General features: G+C 75.6%; 16 protein-coding genes and 1 pseudogene. 8 read left to right on the top strand and 9 right to left on the bottom strand.

Annotated features, from left to right (window positions below; genetic code table 11):
• Positions 1 to 11: 11 nt before the first annotated feature.
• The gene (locus AB6N24_RS03260) at positions 12 to 524 is read right to left on the bottom strand and encodes a DUF4396 domain-containing protein (protein WP_412867997.1); all 513 of its coding nucleotides are present in this window, start codon (positions 522 to 524) and stop codon (positions 12 to 14) included.
• Between the two features lie 169 nt (positions 525 to 693).
• Between AB6N24_RS03260 and AB6N24_RS03255 the strand changes: the two genes are divergently transcribed.
• Positions 694 to 1398, top strand: coding sequence for an HAD hydrolase-like protein (locus AB6N24_RS03255; RefSeq protein ID WP_412867996.1), 705 nt, complete (start codon positions 694 to 696; stop codon positions 1396 to 1398).
• Between the two features lie 41 nt (positions 1399 to 1439).
• Complete coding sequence (locus AB6N24_RS03250; RefSeq protein ID WP_412867995.1) at positions 1440 to 2723, top strand: MFS transporter; 1284 nt, start codon at positions 1440 to 1442, stop codon at positions 2721 to 2723.
• A 93-nt stretch (positions 2724 to 2816) separates the two neighbouring features.
• Here AB6N24_RS03250 and AB6N24_RS03245 read toward each other — a convergent pair whose 3' ends face one another.
• Complete coding sequence (locus tag AB6N24_RS03245) at positions 2817 to 3542, bottom strand: SDR family NAD(P)-dependent oxidoreductase (protein ID WP_412867994.1); 726 nt, start codon at positions 3540 to 3542, stop codon at positions 2817 to 2819.
• 103 nt (positions 3543 to 3645) lie between these two features.
• Between AB6N24_RS03245 and AB6N24_RS03240 the strand changes: the two genes are divergently transcribed.
• Positions 3646 to 4494 (top strand): LysR family transcriptional regulator, encoded by an 849-nt coding sequence (locus AB6N24_RS03240; protein WP_412867993.1) that lies wholly within the window; start codon positions 3646 to 3648, stop codon positions 4492 to 4494.
• A gap of 46 nt (positions 4495 to 4540) precedes the next feature.
• Here AB6N24_RS03240 and AB6N24_RS03235 read toward each other — a convergent pair whose 3' ends face one another.
• Complete coding sequence (locus AB6N24_RS03235) at positions 4541 to 5035, bottom strand: GNAT family N-acetyltransferase (protein ID WP_412867992.1); 495 nt, start codon at positions 5033 to 5035, stop codon at positions 4541 to 4543.
• 69 nt (positions 5036 to 5104) lie between these two features.
• Here AB6N24_RS03235 and AB6N24_RS03230 point away from each other — a divergent pair, with 69 nt between their 5' ends.
• A complete protein-coding gene (locus AB6N24_RS03230; protein ID WP_412867991.1) occupies positions 5105 to 6019 on the top strand; it encodes a LysR substrate-binding domain-containing protein in 915 nt (304 codons plus the stop codon).
• A gap of 53 nt (positions 6020 to 6072) precedes the next feature.
• The gene (locus AB6N24_RS03225) at positions 6073 to 7248 is read left to right on the top strand and encodes a hypothetical protein (RefSeq protein ID WP_412867990.1); all 1176 of its coding nucleotides are present in this window, start codon (positions 6073 to 6075) and stop codon (positions 7246 to 7248) included.
• Positions 7249 to 7321: 73 nt separating this feature from the next.
• Here AB6N24_RS03225 and AB6N24_RS03220 read toward each other — a convergent pair whose 3' ends face one another.
• The 4 genes from AB6N24_RS03220 to AB6N24_RS03205 form a co-directional block, all read right to left on the bottom strand.
• Positions 7322 to 8086, bottom strand: a complete 765-nt coding sequence (locus AB6N24_RS03220; RefSeq protein WP_412867989.1) for a response regulator — start codon at positions 8084 to 8086, stop codon at positions 7322 to 7324.
• A complete protein-coding gene (locus tag AB6N24_RS03215) occupies positions 8083 to 9351 on the bottom strand; it encodes a sensor histidine kinase (RefSeq protein WP_412867988.1) in 1269 nt (422 codons plus the stop codon). Before AB6N24_RS03215 ends, AB6N24_RS03220 begins: the two co-directional genes overlap by 4 nt.
• A 5-nt stretch (positions 9352 to 9356) precedes the next feature.
• Positions 9357 to 10268: a CPBP family glutamic-type intramembrane protease gene (locus AB6N24_RS03210; protein WP_412867987.1), complete on the bottom strand. Its 912-nt coding sequence runs from the start codon at positions 10266 to 10268 to the stop codon at positions 9357 to 9359.
• A 149-nt stretch (positions 10269 to 10417) separates the two neighbouring features.
• A complete protein-coding gene (locus AB6N24_RS03205) occupies positions 10418 to 10615 on the bottom strand; it encodes a hypothetical protein (RefSeq protein ID WP_412867986.1) in 198 nt (65 codons plus the stop codon).
• Between the two features lie 231 nt (positions 10616 to 10846).
• On the opposite strand from AB6N24_RS03205, the gene AB6N24_RS03200 reads away from it, so the two are divergent.
• Positions 10847 to 11701 carry an alpha/beta fold hydrolase gene (locus tag AB6N24_RS03200; RefSeq protein WP_412867985.1) on the top strand — a complete coding sequence of 285 codons (855 nt, stop codon included), beginning with the start codon at positions 10847 to 10849 and terminating at the stop codon, positions 11699 to 11701.
• 42 nt (positions 11702 to 11743) lie between these two features.
• On the opposite strand, the gene AB6N24_RS03195 is transcribed toward AB6N24_RS03200, so the two are convergent.
• On the bottom strand, positions 11744 to 12991 hold the full coding sequence (locus tag AB6N24_RS03195; RefSeq protein ID WP_412867984.1) for a cytochrome P450: 1248 nt from the start codon (positions 12989 to 12991) through the stop codon (positions 11744 to 11746).
• Between the two features lie 40 nt (positions 12992 to 13031).
• On the bottom strand, positions 13032 to 13937 hold the full coding sequence (locus tag AB6N24_RS03190; protein WP_412867983.1) for a hypothetical protein: 906 nt from the start codon (positions 13935 to 13937) through the stop codon (positions 13032 to 13034).
• A 192-nt stretch (positions 13938 to 14129) separates the two neighbouring features.
• Here AB6N24_RS03190 and AB6N24_RS03185 point away from each other — a divergent pair, with 192 nt between their 5' ends.
• Together AB6N24_RS03185 and AB6N24_RS23140 are read left to right on the top strand one after the other, a co-directional pair.
• Entirely contained in the window at positions 14130 to 14273 is a 144-nt protein-coding gene (locus tag AB6N24_RS03185) for a hypothetical protein (RefSeq protein WP_258725178.1), read from the top strand.
• Positions 14274 to 14319: 46 nt separating this feature from the next.
• Positions 14320 to 14841, top strand: a pseudogene (locus AB6N24_RS23140) (DUF8817 family protein); the annotation flags it as partial.
• Positions 14842 to 14866 lie beyond the last annotated feature (25 nt).

Here is a 14866-nt window from a genome sequence, read left to right as displayed (position 1 = left end):
GCGGGCGCCCGTCAGTGAGCCTGGTGGTGCGTGTGGTCGGTCGCGGGCGCGGCGCCGTGGAGCTGGTGGACGACGGCGTGGCCCTTGCCGCGGCCGATGAGCCACCGGTTCACCGGCACGGTCACCACGAAGGCGACCGCGAGCGCGACGGCGAGCGCGCCCCAGAACAGCCAGCTGTCGAGGTGGGCGTCCATCGCGCCCGGGACGGCGAGCATGATCGCGTTGTCGACGACCTCCATGACGGTGATCGAGAGCGTGTCCGCGGCCAGGGCGACGGGGATCGCGGCGCGCAGCGACAGGCCGGAGCGCATGACCGGGGTGATGGTGAAGGCGTAGCCGAAGACGAACGCCAGGGCGACGGCGAGCACGATCGTCTGCACGTCGGACCAGCCGAGCGCGGTCCCGACGACCATGCCGAGGACCTCGCCGATCGCGCAGCCGGTGAGGCAGTGCAGCGTGGCCGTGACCGCCAGGCGCGTCAGGGCACGACCGGTCGGGCGGGTCGAGTGGTCGGTGGGGTTCATCGCTGCTCCTCGGGGTTCTCGGGTGGTGCGTGCTCCGGATCTCGGGTGGCCGAGGCGGACAGGGCGGTCTCGCGCCCCGTTCGTAGCGTCCCTCCGCGTCCAGAGATACCCCCTAGCGGTATCTGACAGGTCACAACCGGGTACCCCCCGGGGGTATTCCCGGAGCCCGGTGGCTCGCACCACCCTCGTGCCGCTCGTCGCGCCGCGACCTACCGTGGTCGGCATGTACCGGACCGCGCTGTTCGACATCGACGGGACGCTGTGCGACCCGGGCAGCGGCATCACCGACGCCGTCCGGCACGCCCTGGCGAGGCTCGGCATCGCCGAGGAGGACGAGGCCGCCCTGCGCCGGTTCGTCGGCCCGCCGCTCGAGCACTCGTTCCGCGACTACTACGCGCTGCCCCCGGACCAGGTCGAGCGCGCCGTCGCGCACTACCGGGAGCACTACCGCGACGCGGGCATCTCCTTGTACCGGCCCTACCCCGGCGCCGCCGGGCTGCTGTCCGACCTCACGGCGTCCGGCGTGCGCGTCGGCGTCGTCACCGCGAAGATCCAGGCGTTCGCCGAGGAGGCGCTGCGCAGCACCGGCCTGCTCGACCTCGTGGGCACGGTCCACGGACGCGCACCCGACGAGGTCGTGACGAAGCAGGTGACCCTGCACGCAGCGCTCCGCGACCTGGCGGCGCCGCCGGCCACGGTGGTGATGGTCGGCGACCGCGAGCACGACGTCCACGCCGCCCGGGACAACGGCGTCGACTCGATCGGCGTCCTGCACGGCTTCGGCACGGCGGCCGAGCTCACGTCCGCGGGCGCGACCCACCTCGCCCGCGACCTGGACGACGTCCGCCGGATCGTCCTCCGCACACCGCAATGAGCACGACCCGGGCCCGTGCGGGCGCCTAGCATCTGCCAGTTGTGAGCCACCTCGTCGAGACCGTCCTGCCCGGACGCCTCGGCGTGCCCTTCCGGTGGCTCGTCGGCTCGGCGTTCGTCTCCAACCTCGGCGACGGGCTCGCGCTCGCCGCCGGGCCGCTGCTCGTCGCGTCCCTCACCGACGACGCCCGGCTCGTCGCCCTCGCCGCGACGCTGCAGTGGCTGCCGCCGCTGCTGTTCGGGCTGTTCGCGGGAGCGCTGACCGACCGGCTCGACCGCCGGCTCATCGTCGTGTCCGTCGACCTCGCGCGCGCGGTCGTGCTCGGGGTCCTCACGGCGGTCGTCGCGACCGGGGACGTGTCGATCGCGCTGGTCCTCGGCGCGCTGTTCCTGCTCGGCACCGCGGAGGTCTTCGCGGACAACGCCTCGGGGACGCTCGTGCCCACGCTCGTGCACCGCGACGACCTCGCGGTCGCCAACTCCCGCATCCAGACGGCGTTCCTCACGATGAACCAGCTCGCCGGGCCGCCGCTCGGCGCAGCGCTGTTCGCGGCCGGCACGGCGCTCCCGTTCGGCACGCAGGCGATCGCGGTGCTGCTCGGCGCGGTGCTCGTCTCGCGCGTCGTCCTGCCCGCACGCGACCCCGCCGACCGGCCGGCCCGCCGGCACCTGCGCCGGGACATCGCCGAGGGCTTCCGGTGGGTCGCGCACCACGCGGCGGTCCGGACCCTCGTCCTGACCATCCTGATCTTCAACGTCACGTTCGGCGCCGCGTGGTCGGTCCTCGTGCTGTACGCGACCGAGCGGCTCGGGCTCGGCGAGGTCGGCTTCGGGCTCCTCACCACGGTCAGCGCGGTCGGCGGGCTCGCGGGGACCTTCTCCTACGGGTGGATCACGCGGCGCGTCAGCCTCGGGGCGCTCATGCGGATCGGGCTCGTGATCGAGACGCTCACGCACCTCGCGCTGGCGCTGACCCGGAACGCCTGGGTCGCGCTCGCGATCTTCTTCGTCTTCGGGGCGCACGCGTTCGTCTGGGGCACGACGTCCGTCACCGTGCGCCAGCGGGCCGTGCCGACGGCGCTCCAGGGCAGGGTCGGGAGCGTCCACCTCGTCGGGGTCTTCGGCGGCCTCGTCGTCGGCTCGGCGATCGGCGGGGTGCTCGCCGAGCGGTGGGGCGTGACCGCACCGTTCTGGTTCGCGTTCGTCGGGTCGGCGGTGTTCCTCGTGCTGCTGTGGCGGCAGCTGGCACACGTCGCGCACGCCGACGAGGCGCCGGCCGCCGACGACGCGCGGGCGGCCGACGCGGCTCCCGTCGCCGAGAGCTAGCCCGCCACCCCGGCGACTGCCGGGGCGGCGGACCTCGTCGCGGCGGGCCGGACGGTCCGCCGCGTCACGCCGGCTGAGCCGGCGCCGCCCGCCTCACCAGGGGATCGGCCCTCCGTCGCTGAAGTACCCGCCGGACGGGCCGTCGTCGGGCAGCGTCGCGAGCTGCAGCGCCACCTGCGCCCCCTGCTCGGGTGTGCGCGTCCCGCGGAAACCGTTGAGATCGGTCGCCACGAACCCCGGGCACGCCGCGTTGACCAGGATGTTCGTGCCCGCGAGCTCCTTGGCGTACTGGACGACGACGGCGTTGAGGAACGTCTTCGACGGTGAGTACGCCGCGGAGATCGGGCCGGTGTCCGCGCCGGGCGTCGTCTGCAGGGTGAGGGAGCCGACGCTGCTCGACATGACCACGACGCGCGGCGACGCCGACCGCCGCAGCAGCGGCAGGAGCGCGTTGGTCAGCCGGACGACGCCGATGACGTTCGTCTCGACGACCTCGCGGATCGTCGCGGGGTCGACCTTCGTCGGCTCCTGCGGCCCGCCGCCGGTGATCCCGGCGTTGTTGACGAGGACGTCGAGCCGCCCCTCGTGCTCCTCGAGCTGCGCGGCGGCGGCCGCGACGCTCGCGTCGTCGGTCACGTCGAGCGCGACGCCGAACGCGTCGACCCCCGCGGCCCGCAGCTTCTCGACGGCGTCCTCGCGGCGGCGGTCGTCGCGCGCGCCGACCCCGACACGCCAGCCGAGCGCCCCGAGGCCCGCCGCGATCTCGTACCCGATCCCCTTGTTCGCGCCGGTGACCAGCGCTGTCGTCTTCTCGCTCATGCCGCCAGCCTGTGCCCCGCCCCCTCGGAGGGTCCAATACCGCTTCGGTGCGACCGATACCCCAGCGGTATCGACCGCCGACCGCGTGGCTACGCTGGACCGCATGGAGACGCGCGAGCTGCGGTACTACGTCGCCGTCGCCGAGGAGCTGCACTTCGGGAGGGCCGCCGAACGCCTCGGCATCGCGCAGCCGCCGCTCTCGCGTGCGATCCGCCAGCTCGAACGCCGCCTCGGGGTCACGCTCCTCGAACGCACGAGCCGGTCGGTCACGATGACGGAGGCCGGGCAGGCCTTGCTGCACGAGGGCCGCGCGGTGCTCGATGCGGTCGAGGCCGCCGAGCGCCGCACCCGCCGCGCCGCGCACGCCACGACCGGGGCGCCCGGCGTCGTGCTCGCGACGAAGGCCGGTGCGTCGACGGAGCTGCTCGCGAAGCTGCTCGACGCGTACGCCGCGGAGCCCGACGCCGTCCCGGTCGAGGTGCTGCTGAGCGGGATCGGCGAGCAGTCCCGCGTGCTGCGGGACGGGCGGGCCGACGTCGCGCTGCTGCACCTGCCGTTCGACGACGTCGCCGGGTTCGACGTCGAGGAGCTCCGCACCGAGGGCCAGGTCGCGCTGCTGCCCGCGGGGCATCCCCTGACCGCGCGCCCGCACCTGCACCTCGCCGACCTGACCGACGTGCCGGGGCTGCCGCTGCCCCGCTGGCCCGAGGCGGACGGCACCTACGCCGACGGGCCGGGTCCGCAGGCGCACGACCACGCGCAGCTCGTGCAGCTCATCGCGCTCGGCCGCGCGTGCGCGATCGTGCCGGAGTCCGGCCGCGTGCTCGTGCGCGGCGACGTCGCGGTCGTCCCGGTGCTCGACGCGCCGGCGGTCACGACGGTGATCGCCTGGCCCCCGCACAGCCGCTCGCGCGGGGTCGCAGGGCTGGTGCGGACGGCGACGAGCCTGTGAGGCGGACCGGTCGACGACGCGGCAGCGAGCGCGCGGCTACGGCTGCTCAGGCGCCGACCTGCGCCGACGCCGGGACGAGCGGCAGCACCATGAACACGTCGGCCCGCTCGTACGGCATGTCGATCTCCTCGCGAGGGACGTGCCGGAACCCCACGGACTCGTAGAGGTGCACCGCGGGCGCGAGCCGCGTCGAGCTGCCGAGGAACAGGGACGTCGCCCCGAGCTCCCGGGCGCGCTCGACGGCCGCCGTGATGACCCGGCGCCCGACGCCGCGGCCGCGCAGCGCGGGGTCGACCGCCATCTTCGAGAGCTCGTAGACGCCGTCGGCTGCCGGGCGCAGGGCCACGCAGCCGACGACGCGGCCGTCGAGCTCCGCGACGAGCACCTCGCCGCCGGGGTCGACGATCACGCCGACCGGGTCGTCGAGCTGGCGCCGGTCCTCGTCCTCGAGCGAGAAGTGGCGGACGATCCACTCCTCGTTGAGCGTGCGGAACGCCGCGGCGTCGGCCGGGGTGGTGAGCGGGCGGATCGTGAGGTCCATGGCTCCATCACACCGGGCACTCGTCGACACGTCCAGGATCTTGTTCGTCTCGACTGAGATGCTGGGCGTATGGACATCGAGCTGCGGCACCTGCGCTACTTCGTCGCCGTCGCCGAGGAGCTGCACTTCGGCCGGGCCGCGCAGCGCCTGCACATGGCGCAGCCGCCGCTCTCGCAGGCGATCCGTCAGCTCGAGGCCGCCGTCGGCTGCCCGCTGCTGACCCGCACGTCCCGCTCGGTGCGGACCACCCCGGCCGGCGACGCGTTCCTCGACCGGGCCCGGCGCACGCTGCGGAACCTCGACCGCGACGTGGGCGAGGCGCGGCGGATCGGTCGCGGCGAGGCCGGCGTGCTGCACCTCGGCTACGTGGGCTCCGTGATGATGACGCTGCTCCCCGAGGTGCTCCGGCGCCACCTCGACGAGCTGCCGGGCGTCGAGCTGCGGCTGCACGAGTCGTTCACCGCCCGGGTCGTCGACGGGCTGCTCGACGGCAGCATCGACGCGGGCGTCGTCCGCGACGCCGACCCCGTGGCGGGCCTCGTGACCACGCCGCTGCTCACCGAGGCCTACGTCGCCGTCGTGCCCGCGACGCACGCCGCGGCGGACGCGACCGAGGCGTCGGTGCTCGCGCTGCGCGACGACCCGTTCGTCGGAGCGCCCCGCAGCGCCGGTGCCCGCGCCTTCGAGAAACCGCTGAGCCTGTGCGAGGAGCGCGGCTTCCGGCCCGTCGTCGCGCACGAGGCGAGCCACTGGCTGACGATCCTGCGGCTGGTCGGCGCCGGGCTCGGCGTCACGATCGCACCCGAGTGCGTGCGCACGATCGCGGGCCCCGACGTCCGCTGCCTCGCGCTGCCCGAGGCCCGCGTCCGCAGCGACGTCGCCCTCGTGCACCGCGAGAGCGAGACGCGCCCGATGGTCGCCGCGTTCGAGCGGGTCGCCGCCGCGTCGGTCCACGGGGCGCACGGCCGGGCCGTCACGCCCTGACGACTCCGGTGTCGAACCGGGACGAACCGCCCGGGGCGCACTACCCTCCGCGCATGGCCTACCCGTGCCCGCGCTGCGGCCACCACGTCCTGAGCGCCCCGCCCGGCCCGGGCGTGGACTGCCCCGTGTGCGCGACGCGCGAGGTGCCGGCCACGACCCCCCGCACCGACGACGCCCCGGCGTGGGCACCGATCCCGGGCGGCACGTCCTCCGTCGGCGAGCCGCACCTGAACGGCGACGCGCGCATCGGCCAGCCCGCGCGACCCGAGGCGGAGCCGGCGCCCGAGCAGTTCCCCACGCCGCACGTGCCCGGGTGGGGACCGCGCCGCCCCGACCGGCTGATCTCCCCACGCAGCATCTCCCCACGCAGCACGGGGCCGTGGCGCGCACGCATGCGACCCGCGAACGCGCGCGACGCGCTGCGCCCGCGGCCGTCGGGGGTCGGCCCCGACAACGTGCAGCCCGCACCACCCGCTCCCGACGCCGAGCCGCAGGCCCCCGCCGGGTCGGGCCGCGCGTCGTCGACGTCCCGCGTGCGGGCCGCGGTCGGGCCCGGTGCCGCCGCGCTGCGTCAGCACGGCGCCCGGGTGCGCGTGGTGGTCGCGGCGACCGACGACCGCCTCACCGACGACCACCTGTGGCTCGCGCGCCGGTGGGGACCGCGGGTGGTGGCCGTCGGGCTCGTGCTGACGCTCCTCGCGACGGGCTGGCTGCGCGCCGTCCTCGGCGTCCTGACGGGCGTCGCGGCGCTCGCGCTGCTCGGCGCGCTCGGGTGGACGTGGTGGCGCCTCGGGCCGCGGCGGTGGTGGGTGCTCGGCGGGGAGGCGCGCCAGGACCAGCTCGCCGCGATCCACGCCGACGCGGTCGAGGCGAGCCGTGCGCCCGGCATCGAGCTCGTGCGGGTCCGGCGCGTCCACCACACCGCGAACCACGGGTCGCGCTGCCTCGTCGAGACGGTCGAGGGACGGTCCCGCGACGCGTGGTTCTGGCACGCGCGCCCCCGGCGCGGCGCGGTCCTGCTCGTGCGCGCGCAGCCGGCCAACCCGGCGCACACCACCGACCTGCACCTCCTGCACGTCGGCTCGGAGGCGACCGGCCCCGGCATCGTGCAGCGGCTCCCGCGCGCGAGCTGGCGGGCGGGCTCGCGCGAGCGGCGACGCGACCCGCGCGCCGCGCACGACGAGCCGCGCGACGTGCCCGCGGACGACGGTGGTGCCGAGGCGCTCTGACGGGACCGGTGCGGCTGCGCGTTGACTGAGCCGGGGCGGCGGCGCCCTGAGGGAGCCGGTGCGGCCGCGCCCGTCAGCCGCCGAGCTCGACGATGCCGTTCTGGTACGCCCAGACGACCGCCTGCAGCCGGGACCGCACGCCGAGCTTGGGCATCGCGCGCGCCAGGTGCGACTTGATCGTCGACACCTCGAGCACGAGCGCGCCGGCGATCTCCTCGTTGGACATCCCCTGTGCGAGCAGCAGCAGGATGTCGAGCTCGCGGGGCGTCAGGAGCTCGGTCGCGCGCGCCGCCGTCACGGGCTGCGTCCGGCGACGCGTGACGACCTCACGCAGCACCCGCTTGGTCAGGGCGTTCGCGAGCATGCCGTGGCCGGCAGCGACGGACCGCACGGCGTCGATCAGCGTCTCGGGCTCGGCGTCCTTGAGCAGGAAGCCGGACGCCCCGGCCTCGAGGGCGCCGAACAGGTACTCGTCCACGTCGAACGTCGTGAGGATCAGGACGGGCACGGGGTCGTCGACGTCGGGGCCGCACAGCGCGCGCGTCGCGGTGATGCCGTCGGTGCCGGGCATGCGGATGTCCATGCACACGACGTCGGGCCGCAGCGCGCGGGCCAGCTCGACGGCCGTCGCCCCGTCGCCGGCCTGCCCGACGACGCTGATGTCCGGCTCGCTGCCGAGCATCGTGGTCAGCCCGGCGCGCACGAGCGGCTGGTCGTCGGCCACGACGACCCGGACGGTCCGCGCGGTGCCGCCGGTGACGTTGCCGCCGGCCGTGGCGCTGCCGTCGGTGCCACCGGCGCCGCTGCCGCTGCCGCTGCCGGTGCCGCTCCCGGTCATGGTGCGTCTCCCCCCGTGGTCGTCCGGTCCGCCGCGGGGACGACGAGGCGGACCTCCCACCCCCCGGCGGCACGAGGACCGTAGCGGAGGGTGGCCCCGGTGACCTCGGCCCGCTCGCGCATCCCGACGAGCCCGTACCCGGGCTGGTGCGGAGGCACGGCGTCGCGGGCTGGCGGGGCGTCGTTGCGCACCGTGACGACCAGGGCGCCCCCGTCCCGCGCGTCGAGGCGGACCTGGCACGGCGCCCCCGGTGCGTGCCGGACGGCGTTCGCGAGCGCCTCCTGGACCGTCCGGTACACGACGAGCTGGGCGAGCGGCCCGACGGCGCCCGTGGCCGCGAGGTCGTCGACCGGTCCGGCGTGGTCCAGCGTCACGTCGACGCCCGACTCGCGCGCGCCCGCGACGAGCTCGGCGACGCCCGCGACCGTCTCCATCCGGACGGAGCCGTCCGCGTCGTCGGGCGCGTCGGTGTCCCGCAGGAGGACGACGAGGTTGCGCAGGTCACGCAGCATCGCCGTGCTCTGCTCACGGACCTGAGCGACCGCGACCTTCGCCCCCGCGGGGTCGACGTCGATCTGCCGGCCGATCGCGCCGGTCATCACCGCGATCCCGGACAGGTGGTGGGCGGCGATGTCGTGCAGCTCGCGCGCCATCGCCGTGCGCTCCCGCTCCACGGCGACCTGCACGAGCGCATCGCGCTCCCGGGTGCGTGCCGCGAGGGTGTCCGCCCGGGCCTCGCGCGCGTCGCGGCGGGACCCGACGACGAGCGCGGCCAGGACGGGGAGCCCGATGGCGCCGACCGCCTGGAGCGCCCCGGCGACGACCGCCACCGCTGCTGCGCTGCCGATGAGCAGCTCGCTCGCCGCGACGCCCACCGCGACGAGGACGGCCGCGACGACGAGGGCCGGCCGGGCGCGCTCCCGGCGGTCGCCGACCGCGGTTTCGTACGCCGCGACCGGCACCGCGACGAGGGCCGCGCCGACGCCCTCGCCCAGGACGGCGAGCGCGGGCACCCCGGCGGCCACCGCGACGAGCACGCCGGGAGTGGCGCGGGGCCGCGCAGCGAGCGCCACCGCCTGGACGGTCAGGACCGCGACCGCCCACCACCAGGCCGGCGCGCCGAGCGCCGGCATCCCGACGGCGGCCTGCGGGTCGGCCGCGTGCAGGATCGTGGCGGCGACGAGGAACGCGGCCGCCAGCCCCCCGCAGGCCGCCGGGACGGCGATCCGTGCGGGACGCAGGGAGCGGCGCGGGTCCTCGGTCACGCGGGTCACGATAGGGGCGCCTGCCCGCCGCGGTAGGCGAGTCGTCCGCGGGTGGCCGCGACGAGGGCGCCGCCGACGACGACCGAGCCGAGGATCAGCGCGTGCTGGAACGTGTCGCGGTCGACCGTCGGGAACATGTCGGCCCCGGCGACCGAGGCGAAGTTGTTGACGCTGACGTGCAGCAGCATCGCCATGGGCAGGCTCTCGTGCGTCGAGTTGAACACCCACGTCATCACGACGTTGAAGACCACGCAGAACACGACCAGCCCGGCCGGCCGGTACCAGGGCACGCCCGGCCCGCCGCCCCACTCCGTGAGGTAGAGCGGCAGGTGCCACACGCCCCACAGCACACCGACCAGGACCACCGCGGGCAGCGGGCCGAACCGGCGCTGCGCGCGCGGCAGCGCGAAGTCGCGCCAGCCCGGCTCCTCGGCCAGCCCGGTCGTGACCATCTGCATGAGCAGCCCGGGCACGAACGCCACGAGCACGGTCGCGGACGGCGCGTGCACGACCCCGCCGGTGAAGACCATCAGCGACAGGATCATCGCGGCCGGGACGCCGAGCAGGATGCCCGCGTACCACCACCACCCGACCCGCCACCGCCACAGGCGCCGGGCCCAGGTGCGCAGTCCCGCCCGCCCGTCGCACAGCACGGTGACGAGCAGGGCCGCGCCGATCGGGCCGAGGTAGGCGCCGGGGAGCATCCCGAGCAGCTGCCCGCCGCCCGATCCCCCGGGGAACTCGAAGTCCCACACGCCGAGACCGTGCCGGGACAGGATGTAGGGCAGCCAGGCGATCCAGCTCGCGAGGTTCGCGAGCACGAAGAAGGACAGCAGGGGACGGCGCCGCACGAGGCCGACGGCACCGCCCCTCTCAGCGGTCGGCGGTGGCGGTTCGAGCACAGCGGTGGCGGTCATGACGGATCCCTCTCGTCGACGTCGTGCGGACGTGACGACGCTAGGAATCGGGGCCCCCCGCCCGCGCCGGGCGCAGGATGGCGATCGTGGACCTGCATCGAAAGGTGCAACCAGCCTCGGACCGCACCGCGTGCGTCAGCGCCGGGTCGTCACCACGTCTGCAGCAGCGTCCAGATCCAGTCCCCGATGAACTCGAGGAACTGGCGCACCGCGGGCCCCGCGGGGGTGGCCCCGAGCACGAGCCCGAACAGGATGCAGACCACCGCGATCTCCGCGCGGACCTGCCGCGACCGCATCAGCAGGACGACGATGATCCCCAGCAGCACCGCGACGGTGACGACGCTCATCGCGTCGCCCCCGGTCGTGCGTCGAACCTCGAGCTCCCCGCGATCCGCATGATCCGCCGTCTTCCGTCGATCCCCCGTGGTGTCCCGAGCGGACATACCGTACTGAACCCGCCCGGATCGGCCGAGAGGCGCGCGGCCGTGCCGCGATGAGTCCGGGTCCCCGCGCCGGTCCACCCCTCGACGCACCCTCGGACGGTGCCGTCGTCGCGGCGACACCCACCGGAGGACCTCATGGCCAGCACCCCCACCGCACTCACGACCACCGGCACCCTGGCCGCGCCGGGCGTCCGCCTGCACCACGAGGTGCGCGGCGCCGGGCCCGTCGTGGTCCTCGTCGGGTCACCGATGGACGCGCGCGCGTTCACGCCGCTCGCGGAGCTCCTCGCCGCGGACTGCACGGTGCTGACCACCGACCCGCGCGGCATCGGCCGCAGCCCGCTGGACGACCCCGAGCAGGACTCGACCCCCGAGCTGCGCGCCGACGACCTCTCGCGCCTCCTCGCGCACCTCGGCGCGGGGCCCGCGGTCGTCGTCGGGTCGAGCGGCGGCGCCGTGACCGCGCTTGCGCTCGCGCAGGCGCACCCCGAGCAGGTCCGCACGGTCGTCGCGCACGAGCCGCCGCTCGAGGAGCTGCTCGACGACCGCGAGCGCCGTCGCGCCGCCACGGACCGCATGATCGCCACGTACCTCTCGGACGGACCGGGCGCGGCGTGGGCGCTGTTCCTCGCGGAGGCGGACATCGACGAGGCGGGCGAGCACGGGCCGTCGGGCGCGCAGCCCGAGCCGGCGGGCGGGTTCCCCGAGCGCGACCCGCAGGAGGTCGCGGACGAGCGCCGGTTCTTCCTGCACGAGCTGCGGGCGACGACCCGGTGGGTCCCCGACGTCGAGGCGCTGCGCACCGGGACGCCGCGCGTCGTCGTGGGCCTCGGCGAGGAGTCGGCGGGTCAGCTGTGCGACCTCACGTCGACCGCGCTCGCGCGGCAGCTCGGCGTCGAGCCCACGCTGTTCCCGGGCGACCACGTGGGCTTCGTCGAGCACCCGGAGGCCTTCGCGCGGCGGCTGCGCGAGGTGCTCGACGCCGGCTGAGCGAGGCGGGGGGCCTCACCCGAGAGCAGCGGGGTGCTGCGGTCAGCCCCGCAGGCGCACCAGGAACCGGTCGAGGTCGTAGCCCTGCGTGACCTCGTTCCACCGCACGTGCGGCGGCCCGTCGGCGACCACGTCGCGGCGCAGCAGCGCGGTCACGAACACCTCGGTCTCCATGATCGCGAGCGGCGCGCCCGGGCAGCGGTGGTGGCCGTCGCCGAAGCTCATCAGGGTCGCGGGCACGCCCCGCGGCAGGTCGCGCCCGGGGCACAGCCCGAGCGGGTCGTCCCCGACGACGGCGTGCTCCGCGTTGATCGCGCGGATGTCGAGGTCGATCAGCGTGCCCTCCGGGAGGTCGACGGGCCCGTCCGGCCCGGCGAGCGCCAGCGGCGCGGTGGTCCGGCGGTACAGGTGCCCGACGACGGGCTCGAGCCGGAGCGTCTCGTCGAGGATCGCGAGGCGCTCGTCCCGGCCGGCCGCGCGGTACCGGGCGAGCAGCGCCGGGTCGTCGAGCAGGTGCCAGGCGGCGACGGTGATGAACTCCCGCGTCGTCGCCATGCCCGCGGCGCCGTACGTCACGCACTCGGTGAGGATGTCGAGGTCGCTGAAGCCCTGCTCGACGAGCTGGGCGATCACGTCGTCCTGCCCGGGTGCGCCGGCGGCGGCGCGGCGGCGGTGCGCGCGGATCGCGGGCCGGACGTCGAACCAGTGGAACCGCGCGAGCGCCGAGTTCCGGCGCAGCGACCGCACGAGCGAGCCGAGGTCGGTGACCTTCTCGGTCGAGTCGCCCGCGAAGAACGCGTCGAGGCGCCGGCTCATGCCCCGCACCGGCGAGCTCGTCAGGCCGATGACCCGGCCGGCGACGTGCACCGCCATCAGCAGCGAGAGCCGGCTCAGGTCGACGGGGCGGCGCGTCCCGATGCTCCCGACCAGCCGCTCGCTGACCTCCTCCATGAGGTCGCGGTAGTCCTCGGTGACCTTGGGCGCGAAGAGGCGGGCGGCAGCGCGGCGCTGCGTGTGGTGCTCCTGACCCTCGAGGTAGAGGATCGGCGGCCGCATGCGCGGTCCGGCCCGGTGGATCCGGTCCCCGCCGAAGCCGGCCTGCCGCACCCCCTCGGAGGCACGCAGGACCTCGCGGGCGACGTCGAAGGTCCGGACGACCCAGCGCGGCTCGTCGCCCGACGCGCTGAGCTCGAGCGCCGGCAGCGCGGCGTCGTCCGGGCGGGTCAGCTTGCGGACCGGGCAGCCGGGCGCGGACGTGGTCTCCGTTGACCCGTTCGAGTGAGTCGTCACACGTGCACGATGCCCGACGAGGGGCGCGCGCGCGACCCGGTCAGCCGCTGTGCGGCGCCCGCGTGAGGTGGTCGCCCGCGCGGTCCTCGGCGGGGGCGCTGGCCGCGAGCGCCTGGACGCGGAGGTCCTGCACGCGCGCGGTCCGCGTCGGGTAGCCCCACAGCTCGACGGTCTGCACGACCCAGAAGGCCGCGAACTCCAGCACGAGCAGCGACTCGACCACGAGCACGCCCCGCTCGGCGCCGGACTCGCCCTGCCGCAGCACGATCTCGACGACGAGCGTGAGCACCATCGACGCCGCCACGACCCAGTACGCGGTCGAGAAGCGCGACGACGGCTCCTCCCGCCGCGACGAGAACGCGTTCACGACCACCACGACGACGATGCCCGCGAACATCACCAGGGCCGCCACGTAGTGCCCGTGCTGCTCGAGCTGCTCGGGTGCGAGCACGTACGCCGCGGCGACGGCCACGAGGACGGCCCACTTGACCCACCGCCAGAACCGCCCGGGCCCGTCGAGGTCGCGCGGCGGGCGGGCGCGGCGCCCGATCAGGTACGCGAGCAGCTCGGTGAGCGCCGCGGCGACGAGCACGGCGCCGACGTTGTTGCGCACGCTCGCGCTCACGTCCCACGGCGGCAGCCCGGGTCCCCCGCACAGCGGCTCCGGCCGCACGGGGACCATGGCGACGACGAACGCGAGGTAGCCGGAGATGCCGAGGACGACGTCCTCGGTGTCGGAGCTCCCGCGGTACACGACGAGGCACGCGCCGATCGCGCAGAGGCCTCCGACGACGACCCCGTGCGCGGCCGTCCAGTAGTACGCGCTGAGCGACGTCTGCCAGCAGCCCGCCACGACCGCCTGGCCGACCACCGCCGTCGCGAGCATCGCGAGGAGCACGATCGTGGCGATCCGCAGGGCGCGGTAGGTGTCCCGCTCCGTCGCCATGGCGCCAGTATGCGTCGGCCCTCGCGGGCGCGCGCTGCGAACCGGCGACGCCCGCGGGGGCGGGGTCGCGCGGGCGGACGACGGTCCCCGCCGGACGCGGCGGGACGGCTGTCACCTCGACCGGCGCCGGACCGGACGCGTGCCTAGCCTGGCGGTGGGCCGTGCCCTGCGGCCCTCGAGGAGGAGGTCACGATGAGCGAGAGCACCGACCGCACGCCCGAGGCGGACGACACGGTCGACGAGATCCTGGCCGAGGAGGAGACGACCGAGGAGGACGCGCGCTCCTTCCCCGAGGTGGGCAGCGACGACGACCCCGGGAGCATGATGAACATGTGAGCCGCGGCGCGGCCGGAAGGGGACGGGACGGCCGGACGGGTTCGACCCCGCGACGTCGTACGGCAACGCCATCATCACCGTCGCCGACCCGGGTGAGCGCCACGACGCGTTCAAGGCCGGGCTGCGTGCGCGGTTCGGCAAGGTCCCGGTCACGGGCATCCCGCGCCTGCTCCCGCCCCGGCGCAAGGCCGGTACCGCGACCGGGTTCTCGGTCGTGGACGTGGGCGGCAACTGGCTCCGCTTCTACCGGGCAGGTTCGTCCGAGGACGACGTGACGGAGCGACGGTCCGGGCTGGGCCGCGTGATCGACGTCGCCGCACGCCAGGGGGACGCGCGCGGTGACGACGCCCAGGCGATCGCGGTGCTCGACGCGGGGCTCGTCCGGTTCCCCGACGCCCCGCCGGTCGAGGCGTTCGAGGCGCTGCTGTACCGCGCGGAGCTCAAGGTGCGCACCGGAGCCGACCCGACGTCCGACCTCGACGCCGCGGGCGCCCTGCTCGCCGAGCACGGGCTCGGCGAGCAGGCAGCTCGAGCCCTGACGGTTGCGGCTGAGGCGGCGCGTTCCTGACGTCAGCGGGGCTGACTCGTGTCTC

Origin of the sequence: Cellulomonas jepli, from assembly GCF_047229345.1 — a bacterium.
Lineage (GTDB): Bacteria > Actinomycetota > Actinomycetes > Actinomycetales > Cellulomonadaceae > Cellulomonas_A.
Note: the sequence above shows the minus strand (reverse complement) of the source record. Positions and strands in the feature narration are given on the sequence as shown.